Consider the following 17,137-nt stretch of genomic DNA (forward strand, 5'->3'; position numbering starts at 1 on the left):
AAGTAGGATGTATAAAAATAAATATTGATTTTTTAAGTAAAAAATAGTCAATTAAAATGATTACATTCAATCTCTATTTTAAGGCATTGCATCATCATGGACGAAAAATTGGGCCTCAATAAGGAAGCGAAAAGAACGCTTGCGTTGTCTTCTTTGGGCGGTGCGCTCGAATTTTATGATTTCGTTATTTATGTATTTTACGCAAAAATCATTGCTGAACTATTTTTCCCCAGCTCTTTAAGTCCATTTTGGGCAATGCTGAATACTTATGGAATTTTTGCGGCAGGATATTTCTTCCGTCCGTTAGGTGGCGTGATCATGGCGCATTTTGGTGACCTCGTAGGACGTAAGAGACTGTTTAGCTTATCCATTTTACTGATGGCACTCCCTACTTTGTTCATCGGTATAATGCCAACATATGCAGACATTGGTTTAGCTGCCCCGCTGTTATTGTTGTTAATGCGCGTGGTTCAAGGCATTGCAATTGGTGGAGAAATTCCTGCGGCATGGACATTTGTTTCAGAGCATGTACCGACAAAGAAAATTGGTTTTGCCAATGGTTTGCTTACCGCGGGTTTGTCACTGGGGATCTTATTAGGCGCTGTGATGTCGCTGTTTATTTCACTTAAGTTTAGTGAAGCAGAAATCCATGCTTGGGCTTGGCGTCTCCCGTTTATAGTCGGCGGAGTTTTTGGATTAATTGCCTTATATCTAAGAAGTTATCTTAAAGAAACTCCTGTATTTAAAGCGATGGAGGCGCGTAAAGAACTCTCAAAAGATCTACCCATCAAGCAAGTTTTGGCATCACATAAATCTGCTGTTTTAATTGGGATGTTGTTCACTTGGTTCTTAACTGGTTGTGTTGTAGTGATTATCCTATCTACTCCAAATTTACTGACCACCACATTTAACTTTCAACGTGCAGACGCATTTCAGATGCAAAGCATGGCGATTCTCATGCAAATGCTGGGTTGTATATTGGCAGGTTTGCTCGCTGACCGTTTTGGTTCAGGGCGCGTTATTTGTTTGGGATCGCTCAGTGTGGCAATCACCGCAAGTATTTTTTATTACAGCTTAGGTCATACCGCTCATTCAACGATCTTCGGATTGTACATGTTACTTGGGCTATTTTCTGGCACAGTCGGTGTGGTTTCCTATAGCTTGGTCAAGATGTTTCCCGCCCCAATTCGCTTTTCAGGAATATCATTTTCATACAATGTTGCATACGCGATTGCAGGTGGCCTGACCCTGCCATTAGTCCAATGGATAAGTTTATATCGTGATATTGGTGCTGTGTACTATATTGTTGTGCTTTGTCTAATCACCCTTATCACAAGTCTAGTTTATCGTAAAAAATTTGAAACAGTTTAACGGCGTTGTTTATATTCAAATGAATGCGGAAGTTCTACTTCAAAGAAATGACAAACCTGATTGCGCCCCTTATTTTTTGCCAAATATAGGGCCTGATCAGCCTGACGAATCAACTCCTCTTTTGTTGTTAAAAAAGGATTCGTTGATACTGCGACACCAAAACTAGCTGTCACTTTGAGCGTCTGTTGATGATCTAATCGTATTTCTTCTTTTTCAATTGCTTGACGGCATCTCTCAGCCAGTCTCAGCGCATTTTCTAATGCACCATTGTTCAAGAGAATAATAAACTCTTCTCCCCCAAATCGTCCAACAACATCCTGTTCACGAATATTTTCAGTCAAAATTTTTGCAACCTGTTTTAAAACTGCATCCCCAATATCGTGTCCATATTGATCATTAACACTCTTAAAATAATCTAAATCTAATAACACAATCGCAAAAGAGCTTTGCTGCTGTTTTAATAAATCAATATTCTCACCAATCCTCCTTCTGTTATAAATACCTGTAAGTGGATCTAGAACGCTAATTCGCTGAATCATTTGCTCTCTTTTGCGCCATTGAATTAAGAGAACCTCGAATAAAACTAGACTTGCAAAAAAAATCGGAATATAAAAATACAACATGCAAAACACCCAAAATGTATTTTTATATAGCGACATCGATTGTAAGTGTTCACTAAAAATTGGTGCATAAGTCATTTTATTCATTAGGCTTAATCCAAGGCTGATCAACATAAAACCAGTGATTGGAATGATGATGAGATACACCACTTTTCGTTCAAATAATACCAGTGCCACCGTGACTAAGCTGACATAACCTGCACTTGATGCTGGACTAAAAACTCCGATGCAATGTGCACCAAAAACAAAGATAAGACCAAAATATGCGATGGTTATATACGGTATTATTATTTCAAAAATAGAAATTTTATTTAAAGCACGAATAATAAAAATAAGCGTAAAAAAACCCAATGCTGAAAAAGACAATAATCTGATGTAGGTTGGATAAAAATCCTGATTAATCCAAGCTTGTAGCTCAACTTGAGCGTTGCTAAAAAACCACCAGACAATCCATGATAAAACAGCAACACCTCCCAAGAGGAGCACAAGAGTACACTTCTTAAGATTACTCCAATTCATAATCATGACATCATGCATGAAGTGTTCCGTTGAGCACTGTATTGCCACTCTATTTTTTTGTTTCATATAGTAACTAATCCATAAATTTGTAAATTTCTATCCGTTGTTTTATTTATCTGTATCTATCACTTAAATATAACATTCTAGCTATTTTATGTAAGTGTATTTCAAAACATAGATTTTTATTCTAAATAAACCTTAAGGTTAGGATATTAACCTTCATATTCCTTGCAAATATTTCCTAAAGAACTATCATTTTATTACGTTTATTTTATCAATTTAGATTTTAAGTTTTCCTAAAATTTCAATGAGTAAAGTTATTTTCACTTACCCACTTTGACCGAATTCAACTATTTTTTAATAGCTTTATTTGTCAACCTTTAGCCTATTTGGACATATACGTTGAGTTGGATACAAGCACTTTTTAAAATAAGATTTTCCGCCTTTATCATTTTTATTGTTAATTTACTCTAATTTATTTTTATTTTATATTTTAACTTTCTAAAAGTTAATTTCAGCCGTGTCAAAAATTGAAATATCCAATTAGGCTAGTCTTGATCTGGGACCTGAGTATTAATCATCATACTGTTTTAAAACAACAAGCCATCACTACTTTTATTTAAATTCAGTACATACATCACTTTATCATCATCTCTCCAAAATTACTAAAATACAATTGAAGTAAAAATCAAATAAAAATATTTTTTTCAAACACTTAACAAACATACTTGGCTTTATATTTTTTTATAAACTCTAATATTTTTACTGTTAAATTTTAAAACGATAGAAGTTGATTGAATTTCTATATTAAAAATCAGCTCTCTAAATTTGATCTGAATACAAAATTCTTCTGCGCCATCATCCAAACCAGAAGTATTCCAAATTGTACCCTGTGGAAATTGATCTAACCATTGGGCTTTGTAAAAATCAGAGACTGAATCAAAGTCAAGATAATGCTCAGGTTGAGCCATGATTTTTTCAACAAGTTGTTCAAAATTTTGTTTTTGTAATTGAACAAAATCAATAATCATGGCAGCCCCTTAAATGATGTTAAATTCCATTATACATGCTACTCGTTTGTTTCTTTTTGACCTGTTCCCATTGCCACCATCCAAATGCAGCCAGTCCGACAAACGCTGCATACAAAGCAGCTGTTAGGAATAATTCTTTATACATAAACATGCCGACATAGACAATATCAACAAAGACCCAAAGCACCCAAGTCGCAATATGTTTACGGCTGGTCCAATAGGTTGCCAGTAAACTAAATGCAGCCAATTGGGAATCTAACATAGGCAAAGCTGCATCAGTAAAATAGTGCAACGATAACCCAAATACTCCCCCTCCAACAGCAGCGATGATCATTTGTAGAATTACGGTTTGTACGGCAATCGGCTCTATTCGAATCTCATGATCTTGCTGCTTGCCTTTTAGCCAGTGATAAAAGCCATAAAAATTCACCACCATAAAGAACAATTGTAAGATTGTCTCACCATATAATTTAAATTCAAAGAATAAATAGGCATATAAAACAAAGGCAAAGAAATTAAATACCCAACACCACATATTTCGCTTAATCGTCAATGTGACACCAATAATACTGATAATAACCGCAAATATTTCTAATGGTGACATGGTAAAAAGCTAATAATGAGAGTTAAGGCTATTATGAAAAAATACAGGATGATTGCAAGCAAAACGAACACTAAAATTGAGATGAGGATCTGAAATATAATTTTTGAATCAAAATTCCCAAAAAACGTTATTGTTTTGCGTTTATTTTAATGGCTACGGCAATAAGAAGAATTCATTAAAAAATATAGAATTGTCTTTAAATTACAATTTGCGAATATAATTTTTTAAATGGTGCCTCTTTAAAGATGATACCAAATAGATAAATCAGTCCTCCACGACGAATTGATCATTTCTTTTGAAATATGCAATTTAAGATTTGAAATATGGAAAAATCAACCTAATAGCGCATAGAAACTGTCTGTTTTACATTTAAAAATCACATAAATAACTGATTAAAAAAAAGCGCAACAGAGCATATTTCCAGTCAATAATATGTTTAAAAACATTTATTAAGGTATTATTTTTAGTTGATGTCGATCACATTTCAATCATCTTTACGAGATTTAACACTTGTTTACGTGAATACCAATGAATTTACAGAGGGGAACCTCTACTATCAAACTTAAGTTATGAACAATCCCCAATGTTCATAACATTTCTCCTTAACCGAACTGTGAAAGCAGATTCGTTGTTCTACGCAGTGATCACCCCAATCATTGCGTATTTTTTTGTCTTCAGTTCCCTCTGTAAACTCAATCAGTTATAAGGAATAGTTGGCTAAAATGCAAGCATTACTTTTCAACCAATTCTCATAATATGAAACAATATATTAAATTATAAGATATTGATTTTAATTAATATCATAAAATATTTTGTTGCAACAATACGACAAAACCGATAAACTTAATTTATTAATTGAATTAACTGATGATCATTTAATTATTCAGTTCAAATTAAAAATTTTATTTATAAAAACGCGCGACAATAATTTAGAGTAGAACAATATGTGGGAATTATTTACACACTCATCCAACTTACTGTTTAGCGTGAGTCTTTTCCTGATGTTTTTATTGGGTATTGTGGAGTGTTTACTCCTTATTATTGGTTCAACCTCACAAGGTTTCTTAGACCAGTTTATTCCAGATCAACTCTTAGAAACTCATCATGCAGATGTAGACATTCATACAGATCACAATCTTTTGGTTCAGCTGTTAGATTGGCTCTATCTTGGCCGTGTCCCCGTCTTGGTTTGGTTGATCATTTTTCTAACTGTTTATGCGTTATTTGGTTTTATTGCGCAAAGTATTTTTTTCAATTTCACTGGAAATTATTTTTCAATTTGGATTATTGCGCCAGCCAGTCTTTTTTTATCTATGCCGATTGTGCGAGTGTGTGCAGCACTCATTGCAAAAATTTTACCAAAAGATGAAACCACTGCAATTCACAGTGACGAATTGATTGGTCGTACAGCTCAGATTATTTTAGGCGAAGCAAAACAAAACTATCCTGCACAAGCCAAAGTTATCGATCAATTTGGACAGACACATTATATTTTGGTTGAACCAGAATTAAATGAAATCTTCCAACAAGGTCAAAGTGTGATTTTGACACAAAGAACAAAACTAGGCTTTCAAGCAACTCCACTTTAATTTTTCAATAACAAACCTAGGTATAATAAAATGTTGAATTCAAATTTATATCAAATCCTTGTTTTAGCAGGCATTATATTGATGGCACTGATTGTCATCGGGGTTATTATCGCCCGCCTGTATAAACGCTCAAGTAAAGAAGTTTCTTTTGTCCGTACTGGTTTTGGCGGTGAAAAAGTCATTTTAAATGGTGGCGCAATTGTATTGCCAGTTTTACATGAAGTGATTCCCGTCAATATGAACACCCTTCGTCTTGAAGTCAAACGTGCCACAGATCAAGCGTTGATTACTCGTGATCGTATGCGTGTGGATGTGATGGCTGAATTTTATGTACGTGTTAAACCAACCGCTGAATCTATTGCGACAGCTGCCCAAACCTTGGGTAAAAAAACGATGTCACCACAAGAACTCAAAGATTTGGTGGAAGGTAAATTTGTAGACTCACTGCGTGCTGTTGCCGCTGAAATGGCAATGGAGGAATTACATGAAAAACGGGTTGATTTTGTTCAAAAAGTTCAGCAAGTTGTTTCTGAAGATCTGTTTAAAAATGGCTTAGAATTAGAAACGGTTTCACTGACCGGTTTAGACCAAACCAGTTTTGAATATTTTAATCCTCAAAATGCTTTCGATGCAGAAGGTTTAACTAAACTAACTGAAACAATTGAAGACCGCCGTAAAAAACGCAATGACATTGAACAAGACAATGACTTAGCCATTAAAGCAAAAAACTTAGAAACAGAACAAGCACGCTTGCAAATTCTACGTGAAGAGGAATATGCAAAACTTCAGCAAGAACGTGAAATCGCCATTCGTAAAGCTGAGCAATCGGCAGAAATTGCAACACAAGAAGCCGCAAAAAAACGCGAAGCAGAAGAAGCTCAGATTGCCGCTGAACGTGAAGTCGAATTAAAGCGTATTGCGTCTGCACGTGATGTTGAAAATGAAAATATTCAAAAAGCACAGCTGATCCAAAAAGCCCAAGTTGAACAGAAGAAAACCATTGAATTGGCCGAACAAGATCGTGCAATTGCGATTGCTGAAAAATCACGTGCTGAATCTGAAGCTAAAGCATTGGCTGACCAAGCACGTGCACAAGCTGTAAAAGCGGAAGAAGAAGTGACAACTGTTCGTGAAACTCAGCGTGCAGAGCGTTTAAAAGCCGTTGAATTGGTGGCTGCAAAGCAAGTTGCTGAAACAGATGCGATTGCGATTACTGTAGCAGCAGAGGCCGCTAAACAGGCAGCTGCAGATGATGCTGAAGCAGTCCGTATTGCAGCACAAGCGGATGCTGAAAAAATACGTTTAAAAGCCAAAGGTGAAGCAGATGCAAAAATGTTGCTTGCTGCGGCACAAGAAAAGCAATATCAAGTCGACGCTGAAGGTACGCGTGCAGTCAATGAAGCCAACAACGTGCTATCAACAGAACAAGTTGAGATGCAAATCCGTTTAGCCTTATTGAAATACTTACCTGAAATCATTCGTGAAAGTGTTAAACCAATGGAGAATATTGATGATATCAAGATTCTTCAAGTCAATGGTTTAGGCGGTATGGCAGGTTCAAATGCAACAGGTGAATCTGGTGAACAAAATCAAATTGCTTTGTCTGATCAAGTGGTTAATAGTGCGCTGCGCTATCGTTCTCAAGCCCCACTGATTGATAGCTTAATGAATGAGTTAGGCATTAAAGGCGGAGATATTAATGGTTTAACGCAATCGTTAAAACCAAGCAATGACTAATACAACTCATCTCCTATTTAATTAATTACTAGCCTCTGTCATCAGGGGCTTTTTATTACATAAATTTTTATTCATGATCTGATCGTTTTTAATGGTATACATGTTTACGATACAGATATGCTTATCAAAATAAGTCATGATGGAAACCCATAATTTCTTTTAAAATTGGCTGATTCAACCAAGATTACTCATCTCAATGCTATGCTCTAACTCTATCCAATTTTGTTTAAAATGACTTGGTTTATTTTTATTCTCGGTGCCATGATTGCCGGATTTGTTCAAGGTCTAACCGGTTTTGCCTTTGCTTTAATTGCGATGTCTTTTTGGATTTGGGTATTACCACCACAGTTGGCAGCACCATTGGTGGTGTTTGCTTCGCTATGGAGTCATATCATTGCATTAGGAAAAGAACAAAAACATCAACTCCCGTTTTCCCTTGTTCTCCCCTATATTATTGCAGGATTGATCGGTGTACCTCTCGGTACCTATCTTTTACACCTCATTGATGGAAATACCTTTAAGACCATTCTTGGGTTATTTTTAGTGATTTGGTGTCCAACCATGTTCTTTGCACCTGTGTTTACTCGTATGCAAGCATTGGGTAAAGTTGCAGATGGAAGCATTGGTTTTATTGGTGGTATTTTAGGTGGTCTCGGCGGTTTTTGTGGTGCAGCACCATCAGCTTGGGTCATGCTTAAAAACCTACCCAAACAACAACAACGTTATATTTTAAGACATTTTAATTTTGCAATTCAATTATTCACAATTATTATTTATTTGTGGCAAGGAATCATCCATAAGATCCATCTCCCCTATTTTGCACTCATCATACTGACAGTGAGTATTCCAGCGCTGATTGGTGCGCAAATGTTTTATAAAATATCAGAAAAACAATTTAAACAATTGGTGCTGAGTTTATTATTCGCCTCAGGTTGTTTCTTATTGCTAACATCATTGTTTTAGCAAAATAAAGAGAAAATTGAATGAATTTCACTGGCTATTTATTCAACAACTGGTTGCTAAAATGCAAACAATATCCGAGCGGCTCTATTTTTAATACCCGATTCATCCTACAATTCCGCCACTCATTTTTCTTAAATATCTGTGATGAAAAACTCATTTTTGTTAAGTGCCAGTATTCTCTTAACAGGATGTGTACTTGGCACATCTAGTGAAATTAAAACTGCGGAAAAACTACTTAGCCAATTTCAATGTAATAATATTGAAACAGCAGAATTAGCGCATAGTTCAATTAATACTTATCATGAACGCTCACTTGTAGTGAGTAAAGAAAAAGCCACTGAGTACATCGATCGCTATAAATCTGGAGATGAACTATTTAAAATTCCTCTCGACGAAGTTGTTCAACAGCAATACGATATTTATAAAACAGCCTGTGAATCTCTCGGCGGTGTACAACACTCAATAGTAAGCAACGCTAAAAATAAATAAGCCGCTTACTGTTGAATATTGCAAAGCATTATGTTTTAAAATCATAGTGCTTTTATATCTTGGTATTTAAAAAAATAATGTGAAAAAGCATATAGGCTATTCGCCGCTTTTCCACACTACAGTGACTATAATTGTGTTAAATCAGTCTCAAAGATATATAACATATTAATTTTAGGCGTGAGTAAATCGAGTATCTATACTAAATAAATCTGGATGTTTCGGATTGATCTGAGCATAAAATCCCATGATTTCAGCCATGTCCTGTTCATAATTTCCAGTTGGATAAACAATTTTACCAATCCCAGTTTTCTTATTTTTATAATCCATATACGCCAATGCAATAGGTACACCAGCATTAGTGGCGACATGATAAAAGCCTGTTTTCCACTGTTCTTGCTTTGCACGCGTTCCCTCCGGAGTCACCAGCATCACCAATTTAGGGTGGGTCTTAAACAGCTCACTCATCAGTTGAACCATACTTGGACGTTTCTCTCCATCCTGCTTAGGACGGCGATCAATCCCAATTCCGCCCATAGCACGCACAAAAGGTCCAAAAGGCAATTTCATATAGCTGTCTTTAATGGTAATACGTACATGAACGCCCAAAGCTTTCAGCGCTAAACGTGCATATAGTGCATCCCAATTACTAGTATGGGGCGCTGCAATCATGACACATTGGTCGATGTTTAAATCCCAATGGTTATCAATTTGCCATCCCATCCAGCCTAAACTTTGTTCAGCTAATTTTTCAAACACCCAGCACACCAAAATATAAAGAATTTGCGCTGGATTGTAGCAACCAATAGATCAGATAAAAATCCACTTCGTATAAAAAACCAGCAATTAATATATAAATGTATAAAATTAATTCATCGAAAAACTTGTCAGTAAATATTCAGTTTTGATGAAATTCTGCAATGAATTTGCATATATCAATTTTTCGTTTGGTTAAAATAGTTAATCCAATATAATTCACCACAATGATTATCAAAATGAATTTTTTACGGCTGAATATTCACATTTAACTGGTGAAGGACCTGATATTCAATCCAGCTTCCTAGACAAGACACCACTTCAAACAACTGATTGTCTTGTTCTATGCTTTGTTTCAATTGTGTCCCATCTGAAAAGTATAAATTTTGCTAGTCTGAATGATCTCTATATCTTGCTCATAATTTTTTTCGCATTGCAAAATGACATTTTCAATTTTAATTTAATCATTGCTTTTTTGATTGTGGTTTTTTTCATTGTAAATACGAGCAACATATTCAGCCAAATGAGACATAGATTCGACTACTTAAAATAGCACAATAAGAGAAACTCTATAATAGCCTAACTTTTTAACATCGAACTACATTACTCAGCAATTTCTTACATAATTCACATTTCATATCAGGGAGATAATTTATATTCTGGATAAAATCATTCGCATATAATTATTTATTCATTTGGGTTATGTTATGAAAAAAACACTCTTCGTCATGTCTATTTTAGCGCTGTCATTAAGCGCTTGTTCTAAGCCGACTCATAATGCATCAGAGGATATCAAAGCGACAGCTCAAACACAGGCTGCTGCATCGCATGAAGCAGCAACCCCAACGATTGATTCAGAACACAATGCTCAAAGTAGCTTGGACTGGGCTGGGGAATACAAAGGCTTACTTCCGTGTGCTGATTGCTCAGGAATCAAAACCAAACTCATCCTCAAATCAGATCACACTTATGAACTGACTGAAGAATATGAAGGGGTTAAAGGTGAAGGCAAAGAATTTAAAACTCAAGGTCATTTTAGTTTTGATGAATCTGGATCGATTATCGGTCTAGATAAAAATGCAGATAACCGCAAATACTTTGTTGGCGAAAATATGTTAGAAGCACGTAGTTTTGCAACGGGTGAAAAGATTGAAGGTCCAAATGCTGAACTTTATCAATTAACCAAAGACGTGGAATAATTTTTAAATTATTTCCGAAGAACAGCATAGGGTCTGTTGACAATTCGTCTAGGTTTGCGACTACGTGTGTTTTTTAGGCGATACTAGGCGCGAAATACGAAATTTAGTCATTCTAAATAAGTAGTTCGTAACGACGTAACGGCAAAAAACACACTAGTCCCCGCTGCGCCTTGCGCTGCAAACAAAGCACTGCTTTGTTCTTGCTCAGGGTTGTGGCTAAAATTATCTCAGCCTACGTTATGAAACTCGAAAATAGTCTCGCTATTCTCTTCGTTTCATGCCTTGCCTGCTCAATTTTAACCTACAACGCAAGCCATTTATGAAATGTCTACAGACCCAAATAAAACCTGCTTCAAGCAGGTTTTTTTAAATTTTGGAGCATGCTTTTAGCGATGGCCAATCAAATATGCACCAAAGAGCGTAAAGATCCCACCTGAGATACCATCAATCCATCTTGAGGCATTTTGGTAAGCGGCTTTAAAGCTGGGTAATGAAAATACAAAGGCAACAAAGCTAAACCAGATCAGCGTTTCTACGGAAACAATTATAAATAATAATGAATGCACCCCATCTAAATGTGGATTGGCTAAAAACACTGAAAATACACTACCGAAATAAATCACCGCTTTAGGATTTGATAAATTGGTTAAGAAACCTTTAAGAAAGAAACGCAGATTGCTTTGCGGTAACTCAAAATGATGCTGTGACACAGTCTCTTTCTTACTCAAAGCAGATCTAAGCATTTGGTAGCCTAACCAGCACAGATAAATCCCACCAACAACCAACATTACTTGCTTTAACCATGCCATTTTTTCAAAAATGATATTCAACCCAGCCAAAGCTAAAAAAGCCCAAAACATCACCCCTGCGGTAATCCCCAAAACCACAAAAATAGATTGCTTTCTTGAACGGCTAATTGCGGTTTGCGAGACCAGAAAGAAATCAGGGCCTGGTGTAATCAGGGCACAAAAATGAATAAAGATTAACGTACATAATGCGATCAACATGGACCAGATTCCGTTCAGTGAGACAGATTAATATTAGTGTGAAAATTCATGTTTTTCCATCGATATCTGTACATCCATAAAATTCTTTATACTGATCACAATAGTTAAACCACCTAATTATTCATACAAGTAATTTCCATCAATTCATTGATCATCAATGAAGATTATGTTTTTGTAGGAACTTTTAGAAATTATTGATTACTCATTCGTTTTTTACTTTTGAATCATAGATGGTTATTCTACTGCGGGGCGACACGAATCTCTCTGTTGGTCGTGAGTACAGCACGTCCCCCTCGCCCATGAGCAAAAACAAAGCATTGCTTTGTTTGCAGCACAAGGTTTGGCATCCCCTACGAAAAGTGAGGCATCGCCTACACAAAGGTATTTAAACTTTGGATATAAAGTTTAACATGACAAACTTTTGATAATTAAACAACTATACCAAGCAACAAGGATATACAGAAAATTTCTCATAAGACTTGATGTCTATAGGATTTATTGTTTTTTCAGTACTGATTAAACTACCTGAATCTTATGACCCGATTACTGTATTGAATTTCATTTTCTCTACCTGCCTTTAAAACTCTCAGTTTTGCCAAACAGCAAGCCAATCAATTTATGGTCATTGAACAAAAGCAATTTAGTAAAGCTCAAATGGTACTTATCATGTTATTTTCTATTTTTTGGCTCTTGTATTTAATCGACCTATTTCTCAAACCTACATCATTGCAATGAGCCTAAGCTCATTGCAAGCTGTTTAAATTAGACCAAAATATCTCGCTTACCATTTGGTCCTTGTTCACTGACAATACCCTGCTCCTGCATTTGATCAACAATACGGGCGGCACGGTTATAACCTAAGCTAAACTTACGTTGCAGTGAGGATACAGACACTTTACGTGTTTCTAAGACAAATGAAACACATTGATCATAGAGTGCATCACGGTTCGGATCACCATCACCATCTTCAAAACCACGTGTGGCCGGTTCTTCATCAAACGGCGTAAGAATTTCATCAACATAATTCGGTTCACCACGTTCACGCCATGCGTCACAAATACGGTTGACTTCATCATCGGAAATAAATGCACCATGTACACGCTCAGGATCAATTTTACCCGGACCTAGGAATAACATATCTCCATGACCCAAGAGATCTTCTGCACCACCACCATCCAGAATAGTACGAGAATCAATTTTGCTGTTTACACGTAACGCCACACGAGTCGGAATATTGGCTTTGATCAAACCAGTAATGACATCTACCGATGGACGTTGCGTCGCTAAAAGTAAATGAATTCCTGCTGCACGCGATTTTTGTGCCAGACGGGTAATCATTTCCTCTGCCTTTTTACCCACTTGCATGATCATATCTGCAAATTCATCAGCTACAATCACAATCGAAGGCAATGGTTGCAAACGCGGTGCTCTATCTTGTGTCGCAGAATCACTTGGCTTCCAAGTTGGATCAATGAGATCCTCACCATTTGCAATGGCTTCTTCCACTTTACGGTTATAGTCTGCTAATTTACGGATCTTTAAAAAAGACATCAGCTTATAACGACGTTCCATTTCATTGACACACCAATTCAATGCACTGACAGCATCTTTCATGTCGGTTACAACAGGTGTCAATAAATGAGGAATATCGTTGTAGTTCGCTAATTCCAATTGTTTTGGATCGATCAGAATCAAACGCAATTGATCAGGTGTATATTTCAACAACATCGACAAGATCATTGAGTTTACAGCAACTGATTTACCTGAACCTGTCGTCCCTGCAACCAACATATGCGGGGCTTTACCTAAGTCAGTAATTACAGGATTACCCGAAATATCCTTACCCATTGCCATTGAAAGCAATCCATTTGGATCTTTAAAAACAGGAGTTTCTAGCAGTTCAATCAGGCGTACCATTTCACGGCTGCTATTCGGTACTTCAATCCCGATATAAGGCTTCCCAGGAATCACTTCAACCACACGCACAGATGCCATCGACATAGAACGTGCTAAATCTCGGGAAATATTGGTTACTTTCGAGGCTTTTACACCGGGCGCCAAATCTAACTCAAAACGTGTAACCACTGGCCCAGGTTGGGCTTCGATGACTTTGGCTTTGACATTAAATTCTTGAAGTTTAATTTCTAACAGTTCTGATAAACGTGACAGTTGTTCTGCGGTAAAGTTAACTTTTTTATTTGGATCGACTTTATCCAACAATTCATAACCTGGCAATGTTGGTAAGTCTCGACGCTTATTTGCAACTTGCATTGCACGTGACATCGGACGACCAAATGCATCTGTTAATGGTGCATCTAAGTCAAACTCATCATCCAGCGCTGCCAATTCATTTTCTGACTCATCAAGCGGTTTTCCTGCAGTTTCTTGCCAAGCATCTCTAAATGCATCTTTATCTGCAACAATTAAAGACTTTTCTTCTTCACTGACCAAGGTCGAACTATTTAGATTAGTTTGAATATTGGCACGAGTAAATGGTGTAGATTGAGCATAATTACTGGTTGTGCGAACTTCTGCAGATTGCTGATTTTGTTGGTACGCAGTTGGGCTTTCAGTAAGCTCTTCATCTGCAAGCGATGCAAGCTCATCTAATTCATTGGCTAAATTTTGTATTGCCACCCCTGAACTTGTTGCTGCAGCCACCCCACTCGCAAAGCTTACTCCACCATGAACAGCAGTATCTACATAACCAGATTCCACTTGAGTCTGCGCCGTAGGAGTATTAAATGGGGTATGGATATCTGTGGCTGTTTGTCCATTTGGCACAACTGACAGCAACTCATCAAACACTTGATCATCATCCCAATCAAGCGAAGATTTTTTATTGATCTGCCTATGATCAACAACATGTTGATGCTCGCGTGGTAAATGATCTGCATATTTTTCTTCAGTTTGATCTTCTGAAGCTTTGATCAAGGCATCAATATCACGATTATGGTCTTGATCTTGATGCAAGGCTTTCCATACTTCACCAGATGAAACAGTACGTTGACTGTCTTGTTCTAGACGATGTGCTTTTTCTAAAGTCCGCTCAAATTCCAAATCATCAATATCATCTTGATCAAATTGAACATGATGTTGAGTTTTATTTTCTTGTTCAATCATGTCATCAAATAAGCGTTCAGCTGTTTGATTATGTTTAGTATTTTTAACAATCAAATGCTCTTTTACTGATACCTGATCATCAGCTTCAACGAATTCAGCTTGAGCTGTTATTGGTTCAACCTTATGCGTATGCGCATGATTTTTATTTTTTTGAGGGGATGTCAAATCAAAAGCAGATTCACTTTCAGGAACATTTTTATAAAACAAATCTTGTAAATAAGCAGGTATGGCTTTGAGTGTTGTCCACGTTCTGTTCCATTGAATACCAAATGCTAAGGTAAATAGAACAATGAGCAAGAGCAAAATAAATACAACTGCGCCATAAATACTCATCAGTTGGGATAGGCTTTCACCGAGCTCATAACCAATGATTCCACCAGAAGCATTGGCTAATGTGTCTGCTGGTACATTCCAAAGCAAATACAATAGGCTTGAGCTCGCAAGCAAAATAAAAAATTGAGCAGCGTAACGAAACGGGCGACTCACAAAACTTCTTGGCCACCACACTTGGACTGCTTCTATAAAAATAAATACAGGAATGAGTAAGCTTGCCCAACCTAAAAAACCAAACAACAAATCAGCAATCCAAGCACCCGCTACACCACTGGCATTTGAAACCTGTTGTGTATCACTCGAAATATGCATCCAGCCTGGATCAAATGGAGTATATGTCACTGTTGCAAGGAACAGATATATCCCAAATGAAATCAAGAATATTGTTGTTAAAAAGCGCTGTGCATAAACATTTGACACCGCAGTCATATACTATCCTGTAACCAATTGTTCAAATTACTCTTTTCTGAAGCTTGATCAGCTTTCTTGAGAGAAGAAATTTTTATATTATGCACCTGTTCTTAAAAAAAAGATGCACTATTATTTACTTGTGTTGTAAAGCATTGTTAGAAATTTAAGCTTTTATTTCGATAAAAATGCTAAACAGTATTATTTGATTATTCTATATAGCTCAATTCGATTTAGATGATCAATATTATCGACATTGAAGCCACACAACTTTGATAAAGTTTCACGTATAATTCAAACAATTTCTATATTTTTCATAAAAAAGGATGACTCATGAGCGCTCGCCACTCTCGGTTAATTATTTTAGGTTCTGGACCTGCTGGTTATAGTGCTGCTGTTTATGCAGCGCGTGCAAATTTAAAACCAACTTTAATTGCTGGTATGCAACTCGGCGGTCAATTAACCACCACGACTGATGTTGAGAACTGGCCTGGTGATGCTGAAGGTTTAACAGGTCCTGCATTAATGGATCGTATGCAAGCGCATGCTGAACGTTTTGGTACTGAAATTTTATATGATCATATCAATGAAGTTGATCTTCAGGTTCGCCCTTTCGTGCTTAAAGGCGATATGGATGAGTACACTTGTGATGCATTAATTATTGCAACAGGTGCAACAGCGCAATATCTAGGACTTGAGTCTGAACAGGCTTATATGGGTCAAGGTGTAAGTGCTTGTGCTACTTGTGATGGTTTCTTCTATAAAAACCAAAAAGTCATGGTTGTGGGTGGTGGTAACACTGCTGTTGAAGAAGCATTATATCTTTCGAACATCGCCTCACACGTGACCTTGGTACACCGTCGTGACAAATTACGTTCTGAAAAAATTCTTCAAGACCATCTCAATGAAAAAGTTAAAGAAGGTAAAATTTCAATCATTTGGAACCATCAAGTTGATGAAGTTTTAGGTGATAGTAACTCTGGTGTAACTTCTGTACGTATTAAGTCTACCCAAGATGATTCAACTCAAGATGTTGACGTATCGGGTATGTTTGTAGCGATTGGTCACAAACCAAATACAGCAATGTTTGAAAATCAACTTGAATTGCGTAATGGCTATATTCAAGTACGTAGCGGTACTGCTGGCAATGCCACAGCGACATCTGTAGCAGGTGTATTTGCTGCGGGTGATGTTGCTGACGATGTTTATCGCCAAGCAATCACATCTGCAGGTTCAGGCTGTATGGCTGCACTTGACGCTGACCGCTATTTAGATGGCTTAGAATAATTGATTTATTTTGTGTAAAAACAAACCGCCTACATGGCGGTTTGTTTATTTTTGATTTATAAATAAACAAGACCAATGACTTTAAATGAATACAAATTATAGGA

The 17,137-nt window shown here is 36.7% G+C and carries 13 protein-coding genes; 7 read left to right on the forward strand and 6 right to left on the reverse strand.

The window, feature by feature from the left end; translation table 11 throughout:
* Window positions 1-96: 96 nt before the first annotated feature.
* Window positions 97-1,371, forward strand: coding sequence for an MFS transporter (locus WFN33_RS05805; protein ID WP_336952035.1), 1,275 nt, complete (start codon window positions 97-99; stop codon window positions 1,369-1,371).
* On the opposite strand, the gene WFN33_RS05810 is transcribed toward WFN33_RS05805, so the two are convergent.
* The 3 genes from WFN33_RS05810 to pnuC form a co-directional block, all read right to left on the reverse strand.
* Complete coding sequence (locus tag WFN33_RS05810; protein ID WP_336952036.1) at window positions 1,368-2,510, reverse strand: GGDEF domain-containing protein; 1,143 nt, start codon at window positions 2,508-2,510, stop codon at window positions 1,368-1,370. The genes WFN33_RS05805 and WFN33_RS05810 overlap by 4 nt on opposite strands.
* 734 nt (window positions 2,511-3,244) lie before the next feature.
* Complete coding sequence (locus WFN33_RS05815) at window positions 3,245-3,541, reverse strand: hypothetical protein (RefSeq protein ID WP_336952037.1); 297 nt, start codon at window positions 3,539-3,541, stop codon at window positions 3,245-3,247.
* Between the two features lie 19 nt (window positions 3,542-3,560).
* A complete protein-coding gene (gene pnuC / locus WFN33_RS05820; RefSeq protein WP_336952038.1) occupies window positions 3,561-4,145 on the reverse strand; it encodes a nicotinamide riboside transporter PnuC in 585 nt (194 codons plus the stop codon).
* Window positions 4,146-5,089: 944 nt separating this feature from the next.
* Between pnuC and WFN33_RS05825 the strand changes: the two genes are divergently transcribed.
* The 4 genes from WFN33_RS05825 to WFN33_RS05840 all read left to right on the forward strand — a co-directional run bounded on the left by WFN33_RS05825 (window position 5,090) and on the right by WFN33_RS05840 (window position 8,923).
* Window positions 5,090-5,734 (forward strand): YqiJ family protein, encoded by a 645-nt coding sequence (locus tag WFN33_RS05825; protein ID WP_336952039.1) that lies wholly within the window; start codon window positions 5,090-5,092, stop codon window positions 5,732-5,734.
* A gap of 30 nt (window positions 5,735-5,764) precedes the next feature.
* Window positions 5,765-7,471, forward strand: a complete 1,707-nt coding sequence (locus WFN33_RS05830; RefSeq protein ID WP_336952040.1) for a flotillin family protein — start codon at window positions 5,765-5,767, stop codon at window positions 7,469-7,471.
* A gap of 231 nt (window positions 7,472-7,702) precedes the next feature.
* Window positions 7,703-8,434, forward strand: coding sequence for a sulfite exporter TauE/SafE family protein (locus WFN33_RS05835; RefSeq protein WP_336952042.1), 732 nt, complete (start codon window positions 7,703-7,705; stop codon window positions 8,432-8,434).
* A gap of 144 nt (window positions 8,435-8,578) precedes the next feature.
* Window positions 8,579-8,923, forward strand: coding sequence for a hypothetical protein (locus tag WFN33_RS05840; protein WP_336952043.1), 345 nt, complete (start codon window positions 8,579-8,581; stop codon window positions 8,921-8,923).
* A gap of 171 nt (window positions 8,924-9,094) precedes the next feature.
* Here the strand turns inward: WFN33_RS05840 and WFN33_RS05845 are convergent, their stop codons facing one another.
* The gene (locus WFN33_RS05845; protein WP_336952044.1) at window positions 9,095-9,679 is read right to left on the reverse strand and encodes a 1-acyl-sn-glycerol-3-phosphate acyltransferase; all 585 of its coding nucleotides are present in this window, start codon (window positions 9,677-9,679) and stop codon (window positions 9,095-9,097) included.
* A 704-nt stretch (window positions 9,680-10,383) separates the two neighbouring features.
* Between WFN33_RS05845 and WFN33_RS05850 the strand changes: the two genes are divergently transcribed.
* On the forward strand, window positions 10,384-10,875 hold the full coding sequence (locus WFN33_RS05850; protein ID WP_336952045.1) for a copper resistance protein NlpE: 492 nt from the start codon (window positions 10,384-10,386) through the stop codon (window positions 10,873-10,875).
* 386 nt (window positions 10,876-11,261) lie between these two features.
* Here the strand turns inward: WFN33_RS05850 and rhtC are convergent, their stop codons facing one another.
* Window positions 11,262-11,882, reverse strand: a complete 621-nt coding sequence (gene rhtC / locus WFN33_RS05855) for a threonine export protein RhtC (RefSeq protein ID WP_151957848.1) — start codon at window positions 11,880-11,882, stop codon at window positions 11,262-11,264.
* A 762-nt stretch (window positions 11,883-12,644) separates the two neighbouring features.
* Window positions 12,645-15,767 carry a DNA translocase FtsK gene (locus WFN33_RS05860; protein WP_336952046.1) on the reverse strand — a complete coding sequence of 1,041 codons (3,123 nt, stop codon included), beginning with the start codon at window positions 15,765-15,767 and terminating at the stop codon, window positions 12,645-12,647.
* Window positions 15,768-16,079: 312 nt separating this feature from the next.
* Between WFN33_RS05860 and trxB the strand changes: the two genes are divergently transcribed.
* On the forward strand, window positions 16,080-17,033 hold the full coding sequence (gene trxB, locus WFN33_RS05865) for a thioredoxin-disulfide reductase (protein ID WP_004723647.1): 954 nt from the start codon (window positions 16,080-16,082) through the stop codon (window positions 17,031-17,033).
* Window positions 17,034-17,137: the final 104 nt, after the last annotated feature.

The sequence above is a fragment of the Acinetobacter sp. AS167 genome, assembly GCF_037152175.1.
Classification (GTDB): Bacteria; Pseudomonadota; Gammaproteobacteria; order Pseudomonadales; family Moraxellaceae; genus Acinetobacter.

What these genes read in the sequence shown, in the direction of transcription:
- trxB (WP_004723647.1), top strand. Translation starts at nt 16,080, where the DNA reads ATGAGCGCTCGCCACTCTCGGTTAATTATTTTAGGTTCTGGACCTGCT.
- WFN33_RS05850 (WP_336952045.1), top strand. Translation starts at nt 10,384, where the DNA reads ATGAAAAAAACACTCTTCGTCATGTCTATTTTAGCGCTGTCATTAAGC.
- rhtC (WP_151957848.1), bottom strand. Translation starts at nt 11,882, where the DNA reads ATGTTGATCGCATTATGTACGTTAATCTTTATTCATTTTTGTGCCCTG.
- WFN33_RS05815 (WP_336952037.1), bottom strand. Translation starts at nt 3,541, where the DNA reads ATGATTATTGATTTTGTTCAATTACAAAAACAAAATTTTGAACAACTT.
- WFN33_RS05835 (WP_336952042.1), top strand. Translation starts at nt 7,703, where the DNA reads ATGACTTGGTTTATTTTTATTCTCGGTGCCATGATTGCCGGATTTGTT.
- pnuC (WP_336952038.1), bottom strand. Translation starts at nt 4,145, where the DNA reads ATGTCACCATTAGAAATATTTGCGGTTATTATCAGTATTATTGGTGTC.
- WFN33_RS05830 (WP_336952040.1), top strand. Translation starts at nt 5,765, where the DNA reads ATGTTGAATTCAAATTTATATCAAATCCTTGTTTTAGCAGGCATTATA.
- WFN33_RS05825 (WP_336952039.1), top strand. Translation starts at nt 5,090, where the DNA reads ATGTGGGAATTATTTACACACTCATCCAACTTACTGTTTAGCGTGAGT.
- WFN33_RS05810 (WP_336952036.1), bottom strand. Translation starts at nt 2,510, where the DNA reads ATGAATTGGAGTAATCTTAAGAAGTGTACTCTTGTGCTCCTCTTGGGA.
- WFN33_RS05805 (WP_336952035.1), top strand. Translation starts at nt 97, where the DNA reads ATGGACGAAAAATTGGGCCTCAATAAGGAAGCGAAAAGAACGCTTGCG.
- WFN33_RS05860 (WP_336952046.1), bottom strand. Translation starts at nt 15,767, where the DNA reads ATGACTGCGGTGTCAAATGTTTATGCACAGCGCTTTTTAACAACAATA.
- WFN33_RS05840 (WP_336952043.1), top strand. Translation starts at nt 8,579, where the DNA reads ATGAAAAACTCATTTTTGTTAAGTGCCAGTATTCTCTTAACAGGATGT.